Below are 18,030 nucleotides of genomic sequence, written 5' to 3' on the forward strand. Positions count from 1 at the left end.
ATAATGCTAATTATTCTAAGCCTGCAATTCGTTTGAGCTCGCCATAGGCTTCAGGGGTATCCATATCCCTGCCGGCATCTCCTGCCTGCAGTAAAACCAGCTCCCCGGGACTGCAATTGCGTATCAGGGCCTTTGCGCCGCCGCCGGGCTTCAGATTTGCCAATTCGTTAAAGTGCCTTCGGGGAAACAGGGCGGGGACGCCTGCTCCTTCAGTATATTCAGTGGCAATAATACATTCGGGGTTTTGGTGAAAATGCTGCAGCATCCTGTTGACATATTGTTCATCCACCAGGGGCTGGTCTGCCAGCAAGACCAGTATGCCTTCTGCTTGCGGAAAATATTGCTTTGTGCATATAACCCCCTGACGAATACTGCTGCCCATGCCATTTATCCAACTGGAATTATGGCAGAGTTTTGCGGTTCCTGCTGGTAATTCTTGCGCAATTCCCTGTTGATTGGCCCCACTTACCACTATGAGTTGTTCGAGGCCCGCTTTTTTTGCCTGCTGCAGCAGGTGGCGCAAGACACTCTGCTTACCCCAGGGAAGCAGGGCTTTTGGGCTGCCCATCCTGCTCGAGGCCCCGGCGGCAAGAATGACACAGGAGATTGCGGTATTCATCGGGAATGGATAGCTGTTGATTTCTCTTTCAGGGAAACCGGTTGGACTGATCTGAAGACGGCCAGTATTTCAGCCAATATGGAAACTCCTATTTCTTGTGGGCCTTCAGCCCCAAGGTCGATCCCTGCAGGGCCGTAGATTTTATCAAAGAATTCTCCTGAAACCTCCGGAATCCTTTCCAGTAATTCATTCAAAAGACGCTCCCTTCGGTTTGCCGGCCCCAGGATTCCAAGGTATGAGGGCCGTGTACTGCTCAGTCTGAGTAAGTATTTAAGGTCTTTTACATAGCTATGGGTCATCAGCATAACAGCTGTTTGTTCATCCACCATACTCACGTCCGCAGTTTCCGGAATGACTGGTAAAAAGAAGTCAGCCGCCGGGAATTTATCGGCAGCCTGGGCTTCATCAGCTGCAACAACTACCAGAACTTCCCATCCCATGCTGGCGGCCAGGGATGACAAGACCACTGCATCGTGTTCCCCCCCGAAAAGCACAATCCGCATTCTGGGCTTATAGGTTTGCCTGAAAACCTTCAGGTCTGCCTCCGGATGCAGGGCATCTGTTTTATCCTCTTTTTTACCATTGAGCAGAAATAGGGTTTTCATACCTGCTCTACTGCCTGTTTTAGTATTGTAATAAGTATGAAGTTCAAAGGGTTTGCGAGCGCTTATTTGCTTTTCAAAATCCCGAAGCAGATTCTCTTCGGGGCTAAAGGGTTCAATCAAAATGTACAAAATACCCTCACAACCCAACCGATACCGGCCGTCATAAGTCATCATTTTGGGCGTCCCCGTTTGAAAAACATCTGCAGCCTGTCGAAAGACTTCTTTTTCCACACATCCGCCACTAACCGCCCCATAGGTGCCGCCGTTTTCCAACAAGAGCATGCGAACCCCCGGACGACGATAGGAAGACCCTTCAAGTTCCACCACAGTTGCCATTACGGTTTTGATGCCTGAGGCCTTTGCTTTTTTATAAGCATCAACTATATGTATCAGTTCATGTGTCACAAGAAGTTTGTTTTAAAGGGGATGAAGGGTAACTTGCAGCCAGCCGGGTATTCCTTATCGGAGGGTTCCAGTTTTACAAAGCCATGGGCCCTGGAAAGGCTTAAAAAATCCCCCGATCCATTCATAGGGACCAGAACCCCTTTTAACGATCCCTGTTCCAACTCAATTCGCAGCAGTTTAAAATGCGTCAGGTCTGTCAGATTGGCCGATTCCTGCCCCATTTCTACCATACTTGTGTTTGTTTGTATTCCCATTCCGGCCCGTAACCAATCCCTAAAATACAAATGATAATTCAGAAAAGTGGATACAGGATTCCCCGGAAAGGAAAACACGGTAGTCTTCAATTTGGGGTGGACCCCGAACCAAAAGGGTTTTCCGGGGCGCTGTGCTACTTTATGGAAGGCCTTTTGTACTCCCAGATCCCATAAAACCCCTGGTAAATAATCAAATTTTCCCATGGATACCCCCCCACTGAGCATCAGAACATCTGCTTGCTCGAGAGCGCTTCTAAGTTGTTTCTCAATGGTTCCGGGATGGTCGGGTAAATGAATTTTTTCTGCGACTATTCCCTCTTTTTCAAGGGCGGCAGACAGGGCATAAATATTCGATTTCCGAATTTGATGTGGCTCGGGTACCTGATCGGGGTCTATCAACTCATCCCCCGTTGAAACCAGAATCACTTTTGGCCGTCTGTGCACCAGCAGACTGCTCTTTCCCACTGAGGCCAAAATAGAAATTTCTGCCGGGCTGATTTGTGTATTTTTAGGAATCAACACGCTATCTTTCAAAGCATCAGTACCCTTGCGATGAATGTTTCTACCCGCCTGAACGGGTTTGTCTAGCGTGGCTAACCCCGCTCTTATACTGATATCCTCATATCTGATAACAGTATCCGCCCCTTTGGGGAGGACTGCCCCGGTCATCACCTCGAAACACTCATCCTTTTTTGGTAATTCCTGAACCGCCTCCCCTGCCCTGGCGGTTCCTGAAACCTTTAAACTTTTCAGGCCCTTTTTTAAGGCATCGGAATGAATAGCGATACCATCCATGGTCACCCTGTCGAAGGGGGGAAGGTCCCGATCTGCAAAGATTTCCTCAGCCAGATACAGGCCAACTGCTTCCTCCAATGGAAGCAGTTCGGTCCCAAAGCTACGGTTATGCTTTATTACCAAATTGTAAGCCTCAGCAAAGGGTGTCAAATCATACTGTTTTTTTGGGGATCCTGTCCCTTATCGCACATTCTTTCTATCTGAGAAGGGCTTTTAATTCCTCCATCCCTCCCGTAATCCAGCTGAAAACTGTTTTCGGGTATAATGGGCTTAATTCCCTGTAGGCCTGATAACTGCGTTTTCCGGATTGACATATCAGGTATACCTGTTCCGTCTTCTCCAAATCCGGAAGGGATTCCTCTAATTTCCCCAGGGGTATGTTTATAGCACCTGGGTGATGGCCTACCTCGTATTCCCGCGGTTCACGCACGTCTATGAGCAGGATGTGATTCGCAGCTCTCGTTTGCGCTACAAAACTATTGACTTCAATAGCCCCGGGAAGTTCACACCCAGACTCCCTTCCGTAGTTACCGGATTTCAAATCCGGTCGGATCAATTTTTTATTTTTAGTAAAGGAAAGCTGATATATATTTTGATTCAACCCATTGTAAATCATTAGTTTGCCACTGAGGACCTCCTGCATATCACACAAAACCTTTATTGCTTCCAGTACCTGTAAATTGCCAATGATACCCGGAAGGATGCCCAGGGTCCCCAGGGTATTACAATCAGGGATTTCATCTTCAGCAGGCATCTCCGGATACAAGCATCTGTATGTTGGGCCCCCGCAGTAATTAAAGACGCTTATTTGCCCTTCATAGGCATGCAGGGCCCCGTATACCCAGGGAATATTGCAGATAACACAGGCATCGTCAATCAGGTATCTTGTAGACAGGTTATCTGTGGCATCGATAACAAGGTCATATTCCGAGAAAATGCTCGTTGCATTCCCTGAATGCAGAAAGGTGTCGTAAATGATTATTTCGGTCTCAGGATTTTGTTTGCTCAAAAAAGCCGAAAGCACAGTAACCTTCTGTTTGCCGACATCCGATGGGGTGTATAGGGGTTGCCGGTGCAGATTGGAAGTTTCGATAAAATCGCCGTCCATAATTCCTATGGCCCCAATCCCCATTGCATTGAGGTACTGACAAACGGGAACACCAAGCCCACCGGCCCCTACTACCAATACCCGGGCTTTCCGCAGTCGTTGCTGGCCATCTTCACCGAATCCTTTTAACCGTATCTGCCGATCATAGCGGTTCATATAATATTCAATTTGGCAAGTAGTCTCTGCTGCTCTTCAGGTTCATTGGCATTGGCCACCCACAAATCATCTTCCGGGTGAACCAAGGTGGTTTCCACATTAAGCAAAAATTTTCTGGGGCAACTGCTTGCCGCAGTTTTCATATAAATTTCAGCCTGCCTCAGGCCCTGTGGTTCCCATATAGCAGCAAGGGGTTCGGGCAGTCCTGTTTTACGCGTGGCGAAAGCAGTTGCCATTGCTTTTTTGTTACGCCTTTCCAAGAGGTACTTCAGGATTTTTTCATTTACCAGGGGCAGGTCGCAGGCAACCACCAGCCAGGCCGCTTCAGGAAAGCTGTGGTGGGCGGATAACAATCCGTTTAAAGGCCCTCTATACATATTCTCATCCACAATATGCCTGAATCCCCTGGGGAGCTCTGCTTGCTGCTCCGGACGGATACTCATAAAAACGGCATCACAAATATTTTGCAACTGCTCGTATAAAAATTCTCTCTGGGGCTTATTGTGATAGTGTAAAAGGCCCTTATCGGTGCCCATACGCCTGCTGTGCCCTCCTGCCAGTACCAATCCGTAGATTTTGGTATTCTGATTCATACTGCGTTATTTAATTTTATTATTGTTAACCACCAATAGAGGTCATGGAGCTGCCAAATATGGAGCCGAAGCGCTCCTGGGCTTCAAAGCCATCCCTGGCCCGGGAACGAACAGCGCTGATCAATTCGTCCTGTACAAAGGCTTCGTCCAGTCCGGAGCGCAAGAGTCTGCGCAGGTTCGTTACGGGTTTTCCATACAAACAGGTGATGACATCTCCGGTTGCTGTGATCCTCAGGCGATTGCAGCTCCCACAGAAGGTGCGGCTAAATGAGGGAATGATCCCGAAAGACCCTTCATGGCCTTTTACCTGGTAATTTACAGAGGTAGAAGTAAGGGGAGCAGGGAGTTTTTCAAAATCCGGATATTCCTCACGGATATGGTCCAAAATCCTTTTATGGTTCCATTTGAGCTTTCTGAAGTTCCTGCTGCCTCCATTAAAGGGCATTTCTTCCAGAAAGCGAACCCTGACCGGATATGCTTTCTGAAACTCCATCATTGGATAGATATCTTCTTCATTTTGTCCTTCCAGCACTATAAAATTGACGCGTACATCCATCTTGGAATCAATCAGGCGCATCAGGTTTTCGCGAACATTTTCAAAGTAATCCCGACGGGTGATGCGGGCAAAAGTCTCGGGCTGTATGGCGTCCATGCTCACATTTATGCTGTTAACACCATAATCCTCAAGCTGTTGTATATAGGGGCCTATCAGTGTAGCATTGGTGGTTATGGATAACTCTCTCAGCCCTTCTTGCTTTGCCAAATGTTCGAGCAATTGCATCAGGTTCTTGCGAACAAATGGTTCTCCGCCCGTAAGCCTGATCTTATCTACCCCCTGCCCTATCAGGATATCACAAAGCCGCTTCATTTCCGATATGCTCAACAGCTCATTCCTTTTAGAAAAGGCAATTCCCTCCTCAGGCATACAATAATTACACCTCAGATTACAGCGGTCCGTTACCGCAAGGCGCACGTAATTGATGACTCTGTCGTGATTATCTATCAGCATACTGTAATTTCTGTATTTCTTCTTAGCCTCCGCTTACCGGAGGAATCAGGGCTATTTCATCCGATCCATTGATCGACTCTTCATCTGTGGCGTATTGTTGGTTTACGGCTACGGCAAGGGAGCTTAAATCATCCAGCTCCGGATATTCCTTTTTCAGTTGAGCCTTAAGCTCACCAACCGTGCTCAGACCTTTGGAATCCTCTTCGGCCAGCATCAGGCTGCCGTCGCCAATAATGTCTCTGGTGATTCCAAATAGCAATATTTTCATTTTTTTTGAACTATGATGTTGTGGCTGTAAGGGTCTTCCCATACTTCCATAACTTCAGTTATGGGCTTTAATGATTAAAATTGAGCAAATTCGCTTTGAACATTAAAGGTATCAAAAAAAATATTCAGGTCCTTCCCTTTAACATTCTGTTGGAAATAGTATTGATCATCTAGTTTTGCAGCTTAAAAAATAGTGCCCAAAAGAATTTTGCACCCTCAAATACTAGGATGGTCAATTATCCGTTCTCAGAGAAATTATCACTATATGAAAATGCAAAGGCTTACCCGTATTTCACTTCAATTTTTATTATTTATCCTAATTATTTCCTGTGGAAATTCAGACGATGACGTTCGTTTTGATATCAATGGCCAGGGAGACCTTGGTTTAGGTACCCCTGTGGATGACTGTCTGGACCTGGGAACAAATGAATTACTCCTCGCCATTCAGGACCAGTTTACAACGCTTCCAGGGAAAGTATCCATTTTTTTCCGTGTATCTGATGACCTGGGAAATCCGGTTGCGGGCCTGACAGCAGACCAGTTTACGATTTACGAACAGGGACGCAATGACGACTGCTTCAACACCATCTCTGCTTCGGAATCTCAGGCTCGTATCTCCCCGAATTCCCAGATATTTCAAAATCATACATTACTGGTTTTGGACCTTAGTAATAGTGTGCTGAGCAGTAGCCTGAATGAATTGAAATCTGCTTCCAGTAGTTTTGTCAACAACGTAATGCCTGCCAACGAGACAGAATCCTTTAAAATGGCCATCTATTGGTTTGACGGGGAAGACGTGCTGCATGTACTGAACCCCCTGACCACTTCTAAGGCGGAGTTATTGGCGGCCATTGATGGGATACAGCCCGATATCAGCAACGATCCCTCAACTGACCTGTACGGGGCAGTCATAAAGGCATCCAATATAGCAGAAGATTTGGTGGATGAAAGCCTTCAGAACGAAACCATTGGGGCAGCATCTGTAGTGATCTTTACAGATGGAACAGACCAGGCCTCGCGCTATCCCGAACAGACTGCCCTTGATAAGGTGGAAGATGCAGACAGCAATATTTCCTTTTTCACCATTGGCCTGGGCGCGGAGATCGACAGCCAGATCCTGGAGGAAATCGGAAAGACATTCAGTGTTTTTGCTGGAAATAAGGAAGAGCTGGAAACTACCTTTAACCAGCTTTCGCAAAAAGTATCCGAAAGGGCCAACAGCTATTACCTCTTTGAATACTGCAGCCCTAAAAGAGATGGTAGCGGGGAAAATAACCTGGCCATTCAGGTACAGTCCGGAAATCGCCAGGGTGCCGTTCAGACTAAATTCAATGCTACCGGATTTACAGGCGGCTGTCAGTAAAGCTCTAGAACATATTTTACATTAAGCCGGTATTCATACCGGCTTTTTTTATACCAAATTCTCGTTTACCGGCCATTGGTCGGATAATACCCGTAGCACATCCCGAAAAGCCTTCCCGAAGTAGGGTTTTTCCGCAGTACCTTGTTTTAAGAGTATACAACCCGCCTTTACATCCTGAAAACGAAAACTAAGAATCATTAAATACGCAACATCATGGATGTAATCAATCAAATTATTCAGCAAAGTGCCATAGGGGCCTTCTCAAACGCGGTACGAAAAATAGTTCTGACCGTTTTTTTAGCTATTGTTCTAACCCTGTTGAGCATGCTTACCGCCCTGCTCCTGAACGGACAGCAAATCCATATCAGTTTTGGTTACTAAATAATGGGGCTAGCCTCCTTATCTGAAGATCATACTGTTTTTTCCTTCTCCCTGCTTTGTTGGGATATGATAGAGAAAACCGTTGATAACCGCGTAAACCGGCTCTGAATCCTTCCACAGTACAAAGGTTGGATTATCCCCCACATGAAATTGCTCCATGGGCGTCTGATAGGATTTAGAGACCAAATTCATGGGAAAGGGGGAATAAATGAGGTCTTTTGGGATTTTCTCCAATCGGATATAGGTGTATCCCTGTCCCAGCAGCTCCCAGAAATCCAGTTTTTTTACTGCTTCCGTATTCGCCATCACCTCCGGGTATACTCTTCCGGGCTGCAGACGGTATTCCCCTGCCTCAAGGGTCTCATATCCATAATAGGTAGATAAATCCCCCATATCGATGATACGGCTGCTGTTCCAGTAGCTGTTGTGGCCTTCCAGGTCCACCTCCGGTCGTTGAATGCCAATATCGATTACGTATTCCTGGCCCAACAGGGGATAATTGACCTTCTCGATCTTCAGGTCAAATAGTTTCCGGTCGTTTTCGGGAATAGCCTCATAGGCCTGCAGGCTGATCTTCCTGTAATTGCCACGCGCTATGGTGTAGATGGCAGAAAGGATGGAGGTGTAATTCAATTTGCGGATTTCCTGTTTTTCCACATCATCCGGATACCCTCCGGATTCGATCAAAATGGCTGAGGTCCCCCATTTCTGAATGTTGTCCCCGAAGGCACGCGGCTCAAAATCATCGTTGTATTTCCCAACCTGCCCGGGAGCGTATTTTTGGATAATATCATTCATATAGGCAATTACGCGCATGGCGTTGGCCCTTACCTCGTTAATATCCTTTTCGTAATTGTAAGCCGGCGCCAGATAGGAAATGGTAGCAGGTTTGTCGGTTCGTTCTGCGTTGTAATAGGTGCTTTGGTCGTGCAGGTTGAACCCGAACTCTGCCTGCAGGCTGTCACGAACCCTTTTGAGGGTTTGCCCTTCGGGAGATTGCAGGCGCAATGCATCCCTGTTGATGTCTATCCCGAGTGTATTTCTTCTGCGGAACAACTCCGCCCCGTCCGGGTTGAGCATTGGCAGGAAATGCAACCGAACCGAATCCAGGATAGCCTGCTTTTCGTCCTGGAAGGTGCCTGATGCAAAGAAATTGAGGATGTCGAAAATGGCCTGGGTGGCCGTTGGCTCATCCCCATGCATCTGAGACCAGAGAAAAACATCTGTTTCACCCCTGCCCAGGCTTATCAACCTGAGGTCACGGCCCTCGATGGAACTGCCAACCTTGCGCACCTCAAATCCCTCAAGCGAAGCAAAACGGTCAATAAGCGGCTGTAACTGAGCATGCTTGATCCGCCTTTTTCCCAGGGCAGCTTCCCTGTAGTTTTCATAACTCTCGTAAAATCTTGCACTAAAATCTTCTTCCTGCCCATAAGCCCCGGTCAGAAACAATAAACAGATGGAAATGCTAATAAGTAATTTCATAAATCAGTGGTTTTTGCCGGTGCAGCTTCCAAATTTAAGTCGCGCAAAGCGCTCCGGAGTTTTTGCATGAAGTCCGTTCCCGGATCCGTTTTTTCGGTTCTGTAAGCACTGTCCCGTTCCTTCCACAGGGGGTGGCCTTCAAAGCGGGTATATTCATAATGTCCGATAAGAAAGCGTATGGGATATTTTCCGCTTAATTCCCGGATCAGCCATTCATTTGCCTTTAATTGTTCTTTTGTTAGCGGGGTACCAGGGGTACCTCCCACGTTTTCGATCCCGATGGCACAGTGGTTTAAGCCAATCACATGCCGGGCCATAAGGGTATCCGGCATCAGGTCGTATATGGTACCGTTCCTGTCAATCAGGTAGTGCGCGGAGACATTCAGGGCCCCGGCAGCCGTAATATCGCCACGACTACCGGGAAGCCTCGGGGCCTTAAAGGCATCAAAGGATGCCTGCAGGGTCGGTATGGCGGTCCAGTGTACCACTATCATCCTGGGCGTAATTTTCGCGTCTTGCTGAACGATCCCGTAGCGGTCGCTTAAATAAGCCCGGGTAAGTTCCAGCCTCTCTTCATTGAACTCAATTGGACGCTCAACCATCAGCGGGGCATAGGATTTACAGGAATATCCCGCCAACAGCAAAAGGAAAAGAAGTATTCGCCCTATTAACATGTCTCGTCTGGCGGTAAAAATTTGCGCGTTCATTCTGTTTCGCTTATTTGCGGTTTCAGCCCGTAGCTAATGGTTACTTTTTTTCGACCCCATTCCCTTGCTTTCTGGATATCCATGCCCATATAAATATCAATATGCTTCTTAAATCGGGCGTTCATTTTATCTTTTACAAGGTAGGTGCCATCCATACCGCTTATTTTTACCGGAGTGTCCCTTGCTAGCCCCAGTTTTAAGAGGTCCCTGGAAACAGCAATGCACTTCATACCTGGAATCAAGGTGTCGCCCCAGGCAGCAATGGAGGGATCATCGGAGGTTTGCCAGCGTACTGAATTATAGGCCGTTGCCGTCACTTCCATTTCGTGCCAGACCAGGGCTTCCCCTTTCTTACCACAGGAAACCAGCAACAAACCAGCTGTTAAGCTTAAAACGATATTGAAATAAAATGCCCGCACAGGTCTAAAGTAAGTTTTTCCGCATGACTTTTCAAGAGGGCTTGTTATTTGGGAAGCGGAACATAACTCATCTCGCCTTCCATCATTGGAAAGGTTTTATCTTTCCAGCTTTTTTTAGCCACCTGTATCTGCTCCTGCTCTGAATGCACAAAATTCCAGTAAATATTACGGGGTTCGGGAAAGGGTTCCCCTCCAAATACCAGCACATGGCTTCCTTTCTCCAGGCTGATGTTACAATTATCGGCAGCCTTGGCATAGAGGATGTTCCCTTTTTCAATCTCCTGATCACAGGCATGCAGTTTTCCGTCTACTACTATTATCCCGATCTCACCGAATAAATGCTGGTGTAATGCCAGCTTTTCTGCCCCTTCTGTTTTAATTTCCAACATAAAGAGCTCGGAATGCACAGGAAGCGGAGATTGCCGTCCGAAACCCTTTCCGGCGATCAGCTTGAATTGGGCCTTCCCCTCCTCCCACATGGGCAATTCTTCTGCTGAAAAGTGATGAAATTCGGGAGGTATATTCTCCAGTTCGCGGGGCAAGGCAACCCAAATCTGATAGCCGTGAAGGGTATGGGTTTTACCGTTTCGCAGGTCATCCGGGCTGCGTTCGGTATGGGTAACCCCTTTACCAGCGGTCATCCAGTTCACCGCCCCTGGCTTTATACTTTGTTCGGTACCCAAACTGTCTTTATGGATAATTTCCCCTTCCAGCAGGTAGGTAAGGGTAGACAAACCAATGTGCGGATGCTGGCCCACATCCAGGTATTTTTCAGGTCCCAATTGGGCAGGGCCCATGTGGTCCACAAAAATAAAAGGCCCAATCATCCTCTTGCGACGGAAGGGTAGTAACCGGCCTACTAAAAAATCTCCGATATCCCGGCTCCGTTCGGGAATAACCAGCCCACTGTTGGACATATCTCAATTGCTTATATTCGTTTGACTAAAGATAAGTATCTACATGCAACCAAAAAAAAGAATAATGGCAGGAATCAGCCTGGTGCTGTTAGTGTCCATCGGGACCATTGGCTATCTGCAATACCCGAAACTCGCCATAATCAGTGGCTATGCAGCTAAAAATATGGCCTCAAATGCGTTTTTGGCCGGGAGAAACCCGGATAGTATTCGCATAAACGATTTGCAGGTTCCCCTGATTTCCCTGGCCTCAGTAGCTATAGAGAACGATTCAGCGGCAACCGCCAGTGTCTTTGGTTTACAGACAAAGAAGGCTATCTACCGGGAGGGCCTGGGGGCTGCCCTTTTAAGTGAAGGACAAACCACTTCCCGAAATTACCTGAAGCCGGATCGCAAACAGCAGGCCAGGCCACTCCCCTACCCGGAAGGAAATGGCGATGCTCTGGACACTGTATTCCCGGAGGTTAATTACCAAAAACTTACGATGGCCATAAACCAGGCCTTCAGCAATCCGGAAAAGCAGCGGACCCGAAGCCTGCTCCTGTTGTATAAAGGATACTTACTGGCTGAACGATATAAAGGAGACATCGATGCAACTACCCCGGTCCTGGGGTGGTCTATGACCAAAAGTGTCCTGGCTACCCTTTATGGCATTCTGCAATATGAAAACGAGCTCAATCTTTCGGCTACTGCAGATCTTGAATCCTGGCAGCAGGATGATCGCAATACGATCACTTATAACATGTTGCTGCGGATGCAAAGTTCCCTGGCCTGGGATGAAGACTATTCTGAGATATCCGATGTAACGCGTATGCTTTTTTTAAGTGATGACATGGCCGCGGTACAGGCTGAAAAAAAACTGGCGGGCACTCCCGGAAATATCTGGAACTATTCCTCTGGAACCACCAACCTCTTGTCTGGTCTCCTGAAAAAGCAGTTTGATTCGCATCAGGAGTATCTGAACTTTCCGTATGCGTCCCTTATCGACCGCATCGGGATGTATAGCATGCTACTCGAAACAGATCTTTCAGGAACCTTTGTGGGATCATCCTATGGATGGGCCTCAACCCGCGACTGGGGAAAGTTTGGCTTATTATACTTAAGAAAAGGGGATTGGTTTGGTGACCGGCTTTTTGACCCTGCCTGGACAGACTATGTAAGCCGGCCAACCCAGGGTTCCAACGGGATATACGGGGCCCATTTCTGGCTAAACCGCAACGGGGCATACCCCAGTGCCCCGGCTGACCTGTATTCTGCCAATGGTTATCAGGGGCAACATGTATTTATAATTCCTTCAAAAGAGCTGGTGGTGGTTCGCACCGGGCTGGCCGAAGAACCGGATTTTGAAGCAGACGCCTTCTTCGCTGCACTGATGCAGGCTTTTCAATAGAAATAAAGGGTCAGAATTTGAAAAAATAACCCGGTTTGTTCCGCTTACCACATCTCAGCGCCGTTTCACAACAAAAAGTAGTGCAGTTTAAAAAATGGAGCTAGGTTTACCATGTAAAACAAAACAAACGGAGTTAATTTTTTTCATTTTCATATAGTGTTCTCGTAAAAGAGTCCTGGTTCCAAATCAGGGCTCTTTTTAGTTTATGATCCTCCGTTGCCAAGGCAGCCGATTAAGGAATCCAGTTATTTTTGCCAAAATTTGGTTTGCGCTTTTCAAGGAATGCATTGCGTCCTTCTTTGGCTTCATCTGTCATATAAGCCAGTCGTGTGGCCTCCCCGGCGAATACCTGCTGCCCCACCATCCCGTCATCGGTCAGATTCATTGCAAATTTCAGCATCTTAATAGATGTAGGCGATTTGGCAAGGATTTCCTGTGCCCATTCATAGGCCGTTGCCTCCAGTTGATCATGTGGGATAACCGCATTGACCATCCCCATCTGAAAGGCCTCCTCTGCATTGTAGTTTCTCCCCAGGAAGAATATTTCACGTGCCTTTTTCTGACCTATCATTTTCGCAAGGTAGGCAGATCCATAGCCCCCGTCAAAACTGGTAACATCGGCATCGGTTTGTTTGAAGATGGCGTGTTCTTTGGAAGCCAGGGTCAAATCACAGACCACATGCAGGCTGTGCCCCCCGCCTACTGCCCAACCAGGGACCACGGCAATTACTACTTTGGGCATAAACCGTATCAGGCGCTGCACCTCCAGGATATTGAGGCGATGATACCCGTCTTCCCCCACATAGCCTTTATGCCCCCTTGCTTTCTGATCCCCCCCGCTACAAAAGGCGTAACCCCCATCTTTGGGCGAAGGCCCTTCTCCGGATAAGAGAACCACCCCTATGGAGGTGTCTTCCTGGGCATCGTAAAAGGCCTCATATAATTCTCTGGTGGTTTTGGGCCTGAACGCATTGCGAACTTCCGGTCGGTTAAAGGCTATCCGGGCTACTCCATTGGATTTCTTATAGGTAATATCCTCAAAATTGCCAACGGTTTTCCATTCTGGTGTTTCTCGTTTCATCTTCCTGTTATCTAATTGACTATAAATATAAGGGCTATAGCGGATTCTCCCTTTCAACCGGCCCTTTTTGTTTTTTCTCACTGATCCATTTAGAAAGGTACCGGCTGCTGTCAAAAGCTTTTTTACCTAGCAGGCTGGCCAGCAGGCCGCTTTCCGTACCGGGGTATTCGGGCCGGGGTTGCTGAAGTTTTTCAATGAATTGGGAGCCAAAGACTTGCGGAGCCTGAAAATGGTCTTCTGCAGCCTTGCCGGCCAAATGAAGTGCCTGCCCCCATAGCTGCTGATCCCGATAGAGCTTTTCAGCTGCTACTATAAAGGTTTCTGGCGTATCCGCACTCAATAAGCGAGAAGTTGCCGCGTTGTATATTCCCTCACCCCCAATCGCAGTAGTCAGGGTAGGGAGCCCCAATCTTAGGCCCTGCAGTATTTTTCCCTTTACGCCTGCCCCAAAGCGCAGGGGTGCCAGTTGCAACCTTGCCCCCTGCATTACAGGTGCCAGGTTTTCCACCCAGCCCATCACGTGCAGATTATTCTTTTTAACGGCAGCTCGCTTTAGCCTGTCGGGGAGGTATGCTCCGTAAATAAACAATTCCGCATGCGGTACTTTACTGCGTAGTTCCGGCCAGATTTTTTCCAACAGCAACTCTATTGCATCCAGGTTCGGGAGGTGCTTTCCGTTTCCCACAAAAATAAAGTCTTTACGGGCTTCAAAGCCCGGCTGTGACTCCTTGGGTTTACTAAATTGAAAAGGCAGATATTGCAGTCGCTCCGCAAGTACCGGAAAGGTTTGTTGTAACTCCTGTAATTCATAGCTCGAGATGATCAGGCTGTAATCACACCTGAAGATACTGGCCATTTCCCGGTAAAAAACAGGGTCAGCCGTCCAGAGAGTTTGGTTCCACTGTTGTTTATTCAAAAAGGCCTGTTCCCGGCTATTGCGGAGGGAATGCAAGTCTTCTGTATCCAGGATACGAATGCATTGCGGAAGTATCGTCATTACCCGCCATCCGAATTGTTCTTCGGTCATAAACCGATCAAAAACCACAATATCGAAGCCCTCTTCTTTTAAGAATTGATCCAAGGAAGGATCATTTAGCGCAATCTCCCGGGTTCTGACTCCCATTGCCTCCAGATCACAGCTATACGGGCCCCGGGTGGCAGCTGAGCAAAAAGTTATACGGTATCCCCTGGCTTTAAACCATCCCAGCAGCTGCATCATGCGCACACCAGCAGCAGTGGCACTAGGCTCCGGCCAGGTTTTTCCAATCAGCAGTAATTTGGATCTTTTAAGCATTCGGGCCGGGAAAAAAGTTACATTCGGGCTGCGAACAATTGTGAAATGCGCAGGCGTAATCTACGCTCATAGTCCTCCTGCAACCATTCCTTGTAATTTTTGGTGTTATTCATGATACAGTAGGAATACTGTTTGATACGATACTCGATCTCTTCCTTGAGTTTTTTCGCCAGAATACGCGCCTCAAAAACATCCTCGCTGTTTTCCATGCAAATGCGGGCATGTTGCTCTATACTTCGCTCGAGGACCAGCTTGGATTTCTTCCCCTCTGCAAACACTTTTTTATATTCGGCTTTAACATCAAAGTCTATCTGCTCTGAATTCTTAAATTCTTCCCTGAGCGAATCGGGCATTTCGTAAACAAACTCCCTTTCAATTTCCTCATCATTTCGGATGTTTTCGAGGAAGAAATCCGGAAAGTGGAAAATTTCCTGCCAGTCTACCGGGGCATCCCAGGGTCCGAAGCGGGCGATATTGTTCCCCAGGTCAATCACGTTAAACTCCTCCTTGTTTTCCGTAATCCGGGACCCCCTTCCAATCATCTGAAAATAGAGGGTAAGGGAACGGGTAGCACGGTTCAGGATAATGGTTTCCACCGAAGGCTCGTCAAAACCAGTAGTAAGGATGCTTACGGAAGTCAGGATGGCATCAGGGGTATTGGAAAACCATTCCAGTATCTCTCTCCGCTCTGAAGCGGTATTTTTATTATCCAGGTGCCTGATGGGATAGCCGGCCCGCTTAAAGGTCTCATAAACATATTTGGATGTACTGATCCCGTTATTGAAAATAAGGGTTTTGGTGCCTTTGGCGAGTTCCTCGTAGGCCCCGATCAGTTTGCCCAGCATGTTCTGGTTGCTATACAGGCTATCGGAAGATTTTACGGTGTAGTCCCCGCTTATCCCCAACTTCAGCGATTTCAGGCTTACATCGTAATTGTACATATTTGCCCGGGCCAGGAATTTTTTCTTAATAAGTGATTCTATGGACTCTCCGATGATCAGTTTTTTATAATGATCCTTCATCGGAAGTTTGATATTCGAACTTAAGGGGGTGGCTGTTACGCCCAGGATCACGGAATCCTCAAAATATTTGAAGAGTTTCCTAAAGGAATTATAATGGGCCTCATCTATAATTACCAGGCCCACCCCTTTCAACTCTATTGCTTTTTCCTGCAATCGGTTGTTCAGGGTTTCCACCATGGCCACAAAACACTGGTGGTCATCTTCTTCTTCGTCCAAATGCTTTACTTCGCTGTTGATGATCTTGTTCCGGACCCCGAAACCACTTAACATCCTGGAGGTTTGACTACTCAGCTCGATCCGATGCGTCAGTACCACCACCTTTTTTTGTTGTTTGGCAATGTATCTGCTGGTTATTTCCGAAAAAACCACTGTTTTCCCTCCTCCGGTAGGGAGCTGATAGAGCAGGTTTATGTTATCCGGGGATTCCTCGAGACAGGCAAAGATCTTGTTGAGGTCTTCCAGCTGGTAATCGTACAGTGTTTTTTCGCTGTATGTGGTATTGGTACGCAAAAAATTGGTATTTAAGGTGTTCGCGGCAGGCCATTCCGTTATAACCGGCCTAATTTTGCAAAACTAGCCGTTTTTTGTGCTTTGAAGAAATTTCGGACCCCGGAATTCAGAAAGGATTAATAGCCCAGCTTCCTCGACACCTGATTTACAGGAACTTCCCCCTTTAAAATTGTTCTGTAATTTTCGATGATCTGCGGAGCAACCGAGGCCGGATCGGATACACTGGCAATATGAGGGGTAATATGAATACCTGAATGATGCCAAAAGGGATGCGATTCCGGTAAGGGTTCCTGATGGAAAACATCAAGGCTGGCCCCCGACAAATGCCCCTTATCCAGGGCGGCTATCAGTTCCTCATCTCTGACCAGAGGGCCTCGGGCAACGTTGATCAGGTAGGCTCCACTAGGAAGCTGGTCAAAGCAATCTTTGCCCAAAATGCCCCGGGTTTGCTCGGTCAAAGGCAACAGGCAAACCAGGATATCGGTCTGATTCAGGAAAGGTTGCAGTTTAGCTTCCCCCGCAAATAAAGGAATTTCCTCCTCAGGATGGGAACTGCGGGTCCAGCCACTAACCGCAAAACCAGATTTTTTCAATAGGCTGGCTGTTTCTTTCCCCAACGTCCCCAGCCCCATAATGCCTACCCTTACCTCTCTAATTCTCTTATAGGGCTGCGGTTTCCAGTGTTTGTGAAGCTGATCGGTTTTATAGGCAAGCAACCTCTTCAGGCTGGCCATTACCTGTGCGAGTACGAATTCTGCCATATCTGCAGCCAGGAAAGGATCTACCACCCGAATAATAGGGATGTCGGCCGGAATGCCTGTATCTTCAAAGATAAAATCCACCCCGGCACCGAGGCTGTGGATGGCCTGAAGTTCTGGGAATGCATTCAGAGATCCTTTGGGATGCTTCCATACGGCTACCATTTTTATTTCCTCGGGAGGGTAGGCATCAGCGAGGGTATAGATCCGGATGTCCGAAGCAACTGCTGACAGCGCATTTTTCCATTGCTGGGATTTGGTATCGTTTCGCAGGATGAGAATAGCCATTTGATGCCTGTATTAAAGTTGTTCTTCCAATGCAGCAAAGTCATAGGAGTTGGGCCAGTTACCGGCTTGAACGGCCCGCATATAGCTGATAAAGCGCTCTTGAAATTCAGGGTAGACCCCTTCCTGAACCATAAAAGTCACCCATTCCCGGCATGATTTGTACATACTTGTGTAAAAAGCTGCCGGGCAGTTCCTGGTTTTTTCGTATTTGAGGGCCGTTTCCAGGTTATACCCCATAAGGTCTGCCAGTAAGAAAGGCTCCATACCCAGGGTGGTGTAGTGCTTTATCAGTTTTTGGGCAACAGATCGCCGGGCTTTGGCCTTCTTTCTCCTCTTTGGAAAATACTCCTCCCCTATGCGGCTCTTGGCTTCCTGAATCAATTTATCCTCTTTGGGGTTGAATGCAAAATCGTAATAGGTCTTTACTACCGGAAAACGTTCATATAAGTCCAGGATTTGTTCAGAAAGTTCGGCTGGGCCAAGCTCGGCCAGGTATTTTTTAAGAGCTCTTTTACTCATATTTATTATAAATAGGGAATTGATACCCTATTATATCCGTCGATTATACCATTTAATTCTTAAAGTTTTCAAAATTACTCATAATTAA

Annotated in this window: 19 protein-coding genes; 3 read left to right on the plus strand and 16 right to left on the minus strand. The window is 47.3% G+C overall.

All coding sequences use genetic code 11. The features are described 5' to 3' along the window. Positions 1 to 10 precede the first annotated feature (10 nt). From ACT6NU_RS13415 to moaD, 7 genes are read right to left on the minus strand one after another with little or no spacing between them, the layout of a single operon-like run. Positions 11 to 619: a nucleotidyltransferase family protein gene (locus ACT6NU_RS13415; protein WP_445382182.1), complete on the minus strand. Its 609-nt coding sequence runs from the start codon at positions 617 to 619 to the stop codon at positions 11 to 13. Continuing rightward, entirely contained in the window at positions 616 to 1,629 is a 1,014-nt protein-coding gene (locus ACT6NU_RS13420) for an XdhC family protein (protein WP_445382183.1), read from the minus strand. Before ACT6NU_RS13420 ends, ACT6NU_RS13415 begins: the two co-directional genes overlap by 4 nt. After that, a complete protein-coding gene (locus ACT6NU_RS13425; RefSeq protein WP_445382184.1) occupies positions 1,626 to 2,828 on the minus strand; it encodes a molybdopterin molybdotransferase MoeA in 1,203 nt (400 codons plus the stop codon). Before ACT6NU_RS13425 ends, ACT6NU_RS13420 begins: the two co-directional genes overlap by 4 nt. A 46-nt stretch (positions 2,829 to 2,874) precedes the next feature. After that, positions 2,875 to 3,942 (minus strand): ThiF family adenylyltransferase, encoded by a 1,068-nt coding sequence (locus ACT6NU_RS13430; RefSeq protein WP_445382185.1) that lies wholly within the window; start codon positions 3,940 to 3,942, stop codon positions 2,875 to 2,877. Then, a complete protein-coding gene (locus tag ACT6NU_RS13435; RefSeq protein WP_445382186.1) occupies positions 3,939 to 4,535 on the minus strand; it encodes an NTP transferase domain-containing protein in 597 nt (198 codons plus the stop codon). Before ACT6NU_RS13435 ends, ACT6NU_RS13430 begins: the two co-directional genes overlap by 4 nt. A 25-nt stretch (positions 4,536 to 4,560) precedes the next feature. Next, complete coding sequence (gene moaA, locus ACT6NU_RS13440) at positions 4,561 to 5,544, minus strand: GTP 3',8-cyclase MoaA (protein ID WP_445382187.1); 984 nt, start codon at positions 5,542 to 5,544, stop codon at positions 4,561 to 4,563. 22 nt (positions 5,545 to 5,566) lie between these two features. Further along, positions 5,567 to 5,812, minus strand: a complete 246-nt coding sequence (gene moaD, locus ACT6NU_RS13445; protein WP_445382188.1) for a molybdopterin converting factor subunit 1 — start codon at positions 5,810 to 5,812, stop codon at positions 5,567 to 5,569. Positions 5,813 to 6,076: 264 nt separating this feature from the next. Between moaD and ACT6NU_RS13450 the strand changes: the two genes are divergently transcribed. Together ACT6NU_RS13450 and ACT6NU_RS13455 are read left to right on the plus strand one after the other, a co-directional pair. Beyond that, the gene (locus ACT6NU_RS13450; protein WP_445382189.1) at positions 6,077 to 7,174 is read left to right on the plus strand and encodes a vWA domain-containing protein; all 1,098 of its coding nucleotides are present in this window, start codon (positions 6,077 to 6,079) and stop codon (positions 7,172 to 7,174) included. A gap of 213 nt (positions 7,175 to 7,387) precedes the next feature. Then, positions 7,388 to 7,555, plus strand: coding sequence for a hypothetical protein (locus ACT6NU_RS13455; protein ID WP_445382190.1), 168 nt, complete (start codon positions 7,388 to 7,390; stop codon positions 7,553 to 7,555). 18 nt (positions 7,556 to 7,573) lie between these two features. Here ACT6NU_RS13455 and ACT6NU_RS13460 read toward each other — a convergent pair whose 3' ends face one another. The 4 genes from ACT6NU_RS13460 to ACT6NU_RS13475 are packed head-to-tail and all read right to left on the minus strand — an operon-like array spanning position 7,574 to position 11,083. Then, on the minus strand, positions 7,574 to 9,040 hold the full coding sequence (locus ACT6NU_RS13460; protein WP_445382191.1) for a M14 family metallopeptidase: 1,467 nt from the start codon (positions 9,038 to 9,040) through the stop codon (positions 7,574 to 7,576). Further along, a complete protein-coding gene (locus ACT6NU_RS13465; RefSeq protein WP_445382192.1) occupies positions 9,037 to 9,747 on the minus strand; it encodes an N-acetylmuramoyl-L-alanine amidase in 711 nt (236 codons plus the stop codon). The genes ACT6NU_RS13460 and ACT6NU_RS13465 overlap by 4 nt, the downstream gene beginning before the upstream one ends. Continuing rightward, a complete protein-coding gene (locus ACT6NU_RS13470) occupies positions 9,744 to 10,166 on the minus strand; it encodes a 3D domain-containing protein (RefSeq protein ID WP_445382193.1) in 423 nt (140 codons plus the stop codon). The genes ACT6NU_RS13465 and ACT6NU_RS13470 overlap by 4 nt, the downstream gene beginning before the upstream one ends. 44 nt (positions 10,167 to 10,210) lie before the next feature. Next, positions 10,211 to 11,083 carry a pirin family protein gene (locus ACT6NU_RS13475; protein ID WP_445382194.1) on the minus strand — a complete coding sequence of 291 codons (873 nt, stop codon included), beginning with the start codon at positions 11,081 to 11,083 and terminating at the stop codon, positions 10,211 to 10,213. A gap of 64 nt (positions 11,084 to 11,147) precedes the next feature. Between ACT6NU_RS13475 and ACT6NU_RS13480 the strand changes: the two genes are divergently transcribed. Beyond that, positions 11,148 to 12,470 (plus strand): serine hydrolase domain-containing protein, encoded by a 1,323-nt coding sequence (locus ACT6NU_RS13480; RefSeq protein WP_445382195.1) that lies wholly within the window; start codon positions 11,148 to 11,150, stop codon positions 12,468 to 12,470. 232 nt (positions 12,471 to 12,702) lie between these two features. On the opposite strand, the gene ACT6NU_RS13485 is transcribed toward ACT6NU_RS13480, so the two are convergent. The 5 genes from ACT6NU_RS13485 to ACT6NU_RS13505 form a co-directional block, all read right to left on the minus strand. Next, positions 12,703 to 13,551 carry a 1,4-dihydroxy-2-naphthoyl-CoA synthase gene (locus tag ACT6NU_RS13485; protein WP_445382196.1) on the minus strand — a complete coding sequence of 283 codons (849 nt, stop codon included), beginning with the start codon at positions 13,549 to 13,551 and terminating at the stop codon, positions 12,703 to 12,705. 34 nt (positions 13,552 to 13,585) lie between these two features. Further along, on the minus strand, positions 13,586 to 14,845 hold the full coding sequence (locus tag ACT6NU_RS13490) for a glycosyltransferase (RefSeq protein WP_445382197.1): 1,260 nt from the start codon (positions 14,843 to 14,845) through the stop codon (positions 13,586 to 13,588). A gap of 17 nt (positions 14,846 to 14,862) precedes the next feature. Beyond that, complete coding sequence (locus ACT6NU_RS13495) at positions 14,863 to 16,377, minus strand: DEAD/DEAH box helicase (protein WP_445382198.1); 1,515 nt, start codon at positions 16,375 to 16,377, stop codon at positions 14,863 to 14,865. Between the two features lie 116 nt (positions 16,378 to 16,493). Beyond that, complete coding sequence (locus ACT6NU_RS13500; protein ID WP_445382199.1) at positions 16,494 to 17,423, minus strand: 2-hydroxyacid dehydrogenase; 930 nt, start codon at positions 17,421 to 17,423, stop codon at positions 16,494 to 16,496. 12 nt (positions 17,424 to 17,435) lie between these two features. After that, on the minus strand, positions 17,436 to 17,942 hold the full coding sequence (locus tag ACT6NU_RS13505; protein WP_445382200.1) for a DUF6155 family protein: 507 nt from the start codon (positions 17,940 to 17,942) through the stop codon (positions 17,436 to 17,438). Positions 17,943 to 18,030: the final 88 nt, after the last annotated feature.

This window comes from Robiginitalea rubriflava, from assembly GCF_052540725.1.

What these genes read in the sequence shown, in the direction of transcription:
- ACT6NU_RS13460 (WP_445382191.1), bottom strand. Translation starts at nt 9,040, where the DNA reads ATGAAATTACTTATTAGCATTTCCATCTGTTTATTGTTTCTGACCGGG.
- ACT6NU_RS13480 (WP_445382195.1), top strand. Translation starts at nt 11,148, where the DNA reads ATGGCAGGAATCAGCCTGGTGCTGTTAGTGTCCATCGGGACCATTGGC.
- ACT6NU_RS13450 (WP_445382189.1), top strand. Translation starts at nt 6,077, where the DNA reads ATGAAAATGCAAAGGCTTACCCGTATTTCACTTCAATTTTTATTATTT.
- ACT6NU_RS13485 (WP_445382196.1), bottom strand. Translation starts at nt 13,551, where the DNA reads ATGAAACGAGAAACACCAGAATGGAAAACCGTTGGCAATTTTGAGGAT.
- ACT6NU_RS13430 (WP_445382185.1), bottom strand. Translation starts at nt 3,942, where the DNA reads ATGAACCGCTATGATCGGCAGATACGGTTAAAAGGATTCGGTGAAGAT.
- ACT6NU_RS13415 (WP_445382182.1), bottom strand. Translation starts at nt 619, where the DNA reads ATGAATACCGCAATCTCCTGTGTCATTCTTGCCGCCGGGGCCTCGAGC.
- ACT6NU_RS13435 (WP_445382186.1), bottom strand. Translation starts at nt 4,535, where the DNA reads ATGAATCAGAATACCAAAATCTACGGATTGGTACTGGCAGGAGGGCAC.
- ACT6NU_RS13490 (WP_445382197.1), bottom strand. Translation starts at nt 14,845, where the DNA reads ATGCTTAAAAGATCCAAATTACTGCTGATTGGAAAAACCTGGCCGGAG.
- ACT6NU_RS13465 (WP_445382192.1), bottom strand. Translation starts at nt 9,747, where the DNA reads ATGAACGCGCAAATTTTTACCGCCAGACGAGACATGTTAATAGGGCGA.
- moaD (WP_445382188.1), bottom strand. Translation starts at nt 5,812, where the DNA reads ATGAAAATATTGCTATTTGGAATCACCAGAGACATTATTGGCGACGGC.
- ACT6NU_RS13455 (WP_445382190.1), top strand. Translation starts at nt 7,388, where the DNA reads ATGGATGTAATCAATCAAATTATTCAGCAAAGTGCCATAGGGGCCTTC.
- ACT6NU_RS13475 (WP_445382194.1), bottom strand. Translation starts at nt 11,083, where the DNA reads ATGTCCAACAGTGGGCTGGTTATTCCCGAACGGAGCCGGGATATCGGA.
- moaA (WP_445382187.1), bottom strand. Translation starts at nt 5,544, where the DNA reads ATGCTGATAGATAATCACGACAGAGTCATCAATTACGTGCGCCTTGCG.
- ACT6NU_RS13500 (WP_445382199.1), bottom strand. Translation starts at nt 17,423, where the DNA reads ATGGCTATTCTCATCCTGCGAAACGATACCAAATCCCAGCAATGGAAA.
- ACT6NU_RS13505 (WP_445382200.1), bottom strand. Translation starts at nt 17,942, where the DNA reads ATGAGTAAAAGAGCTCTTAAAAAATACCTGGCCGAGCTTGGCCCAGCC.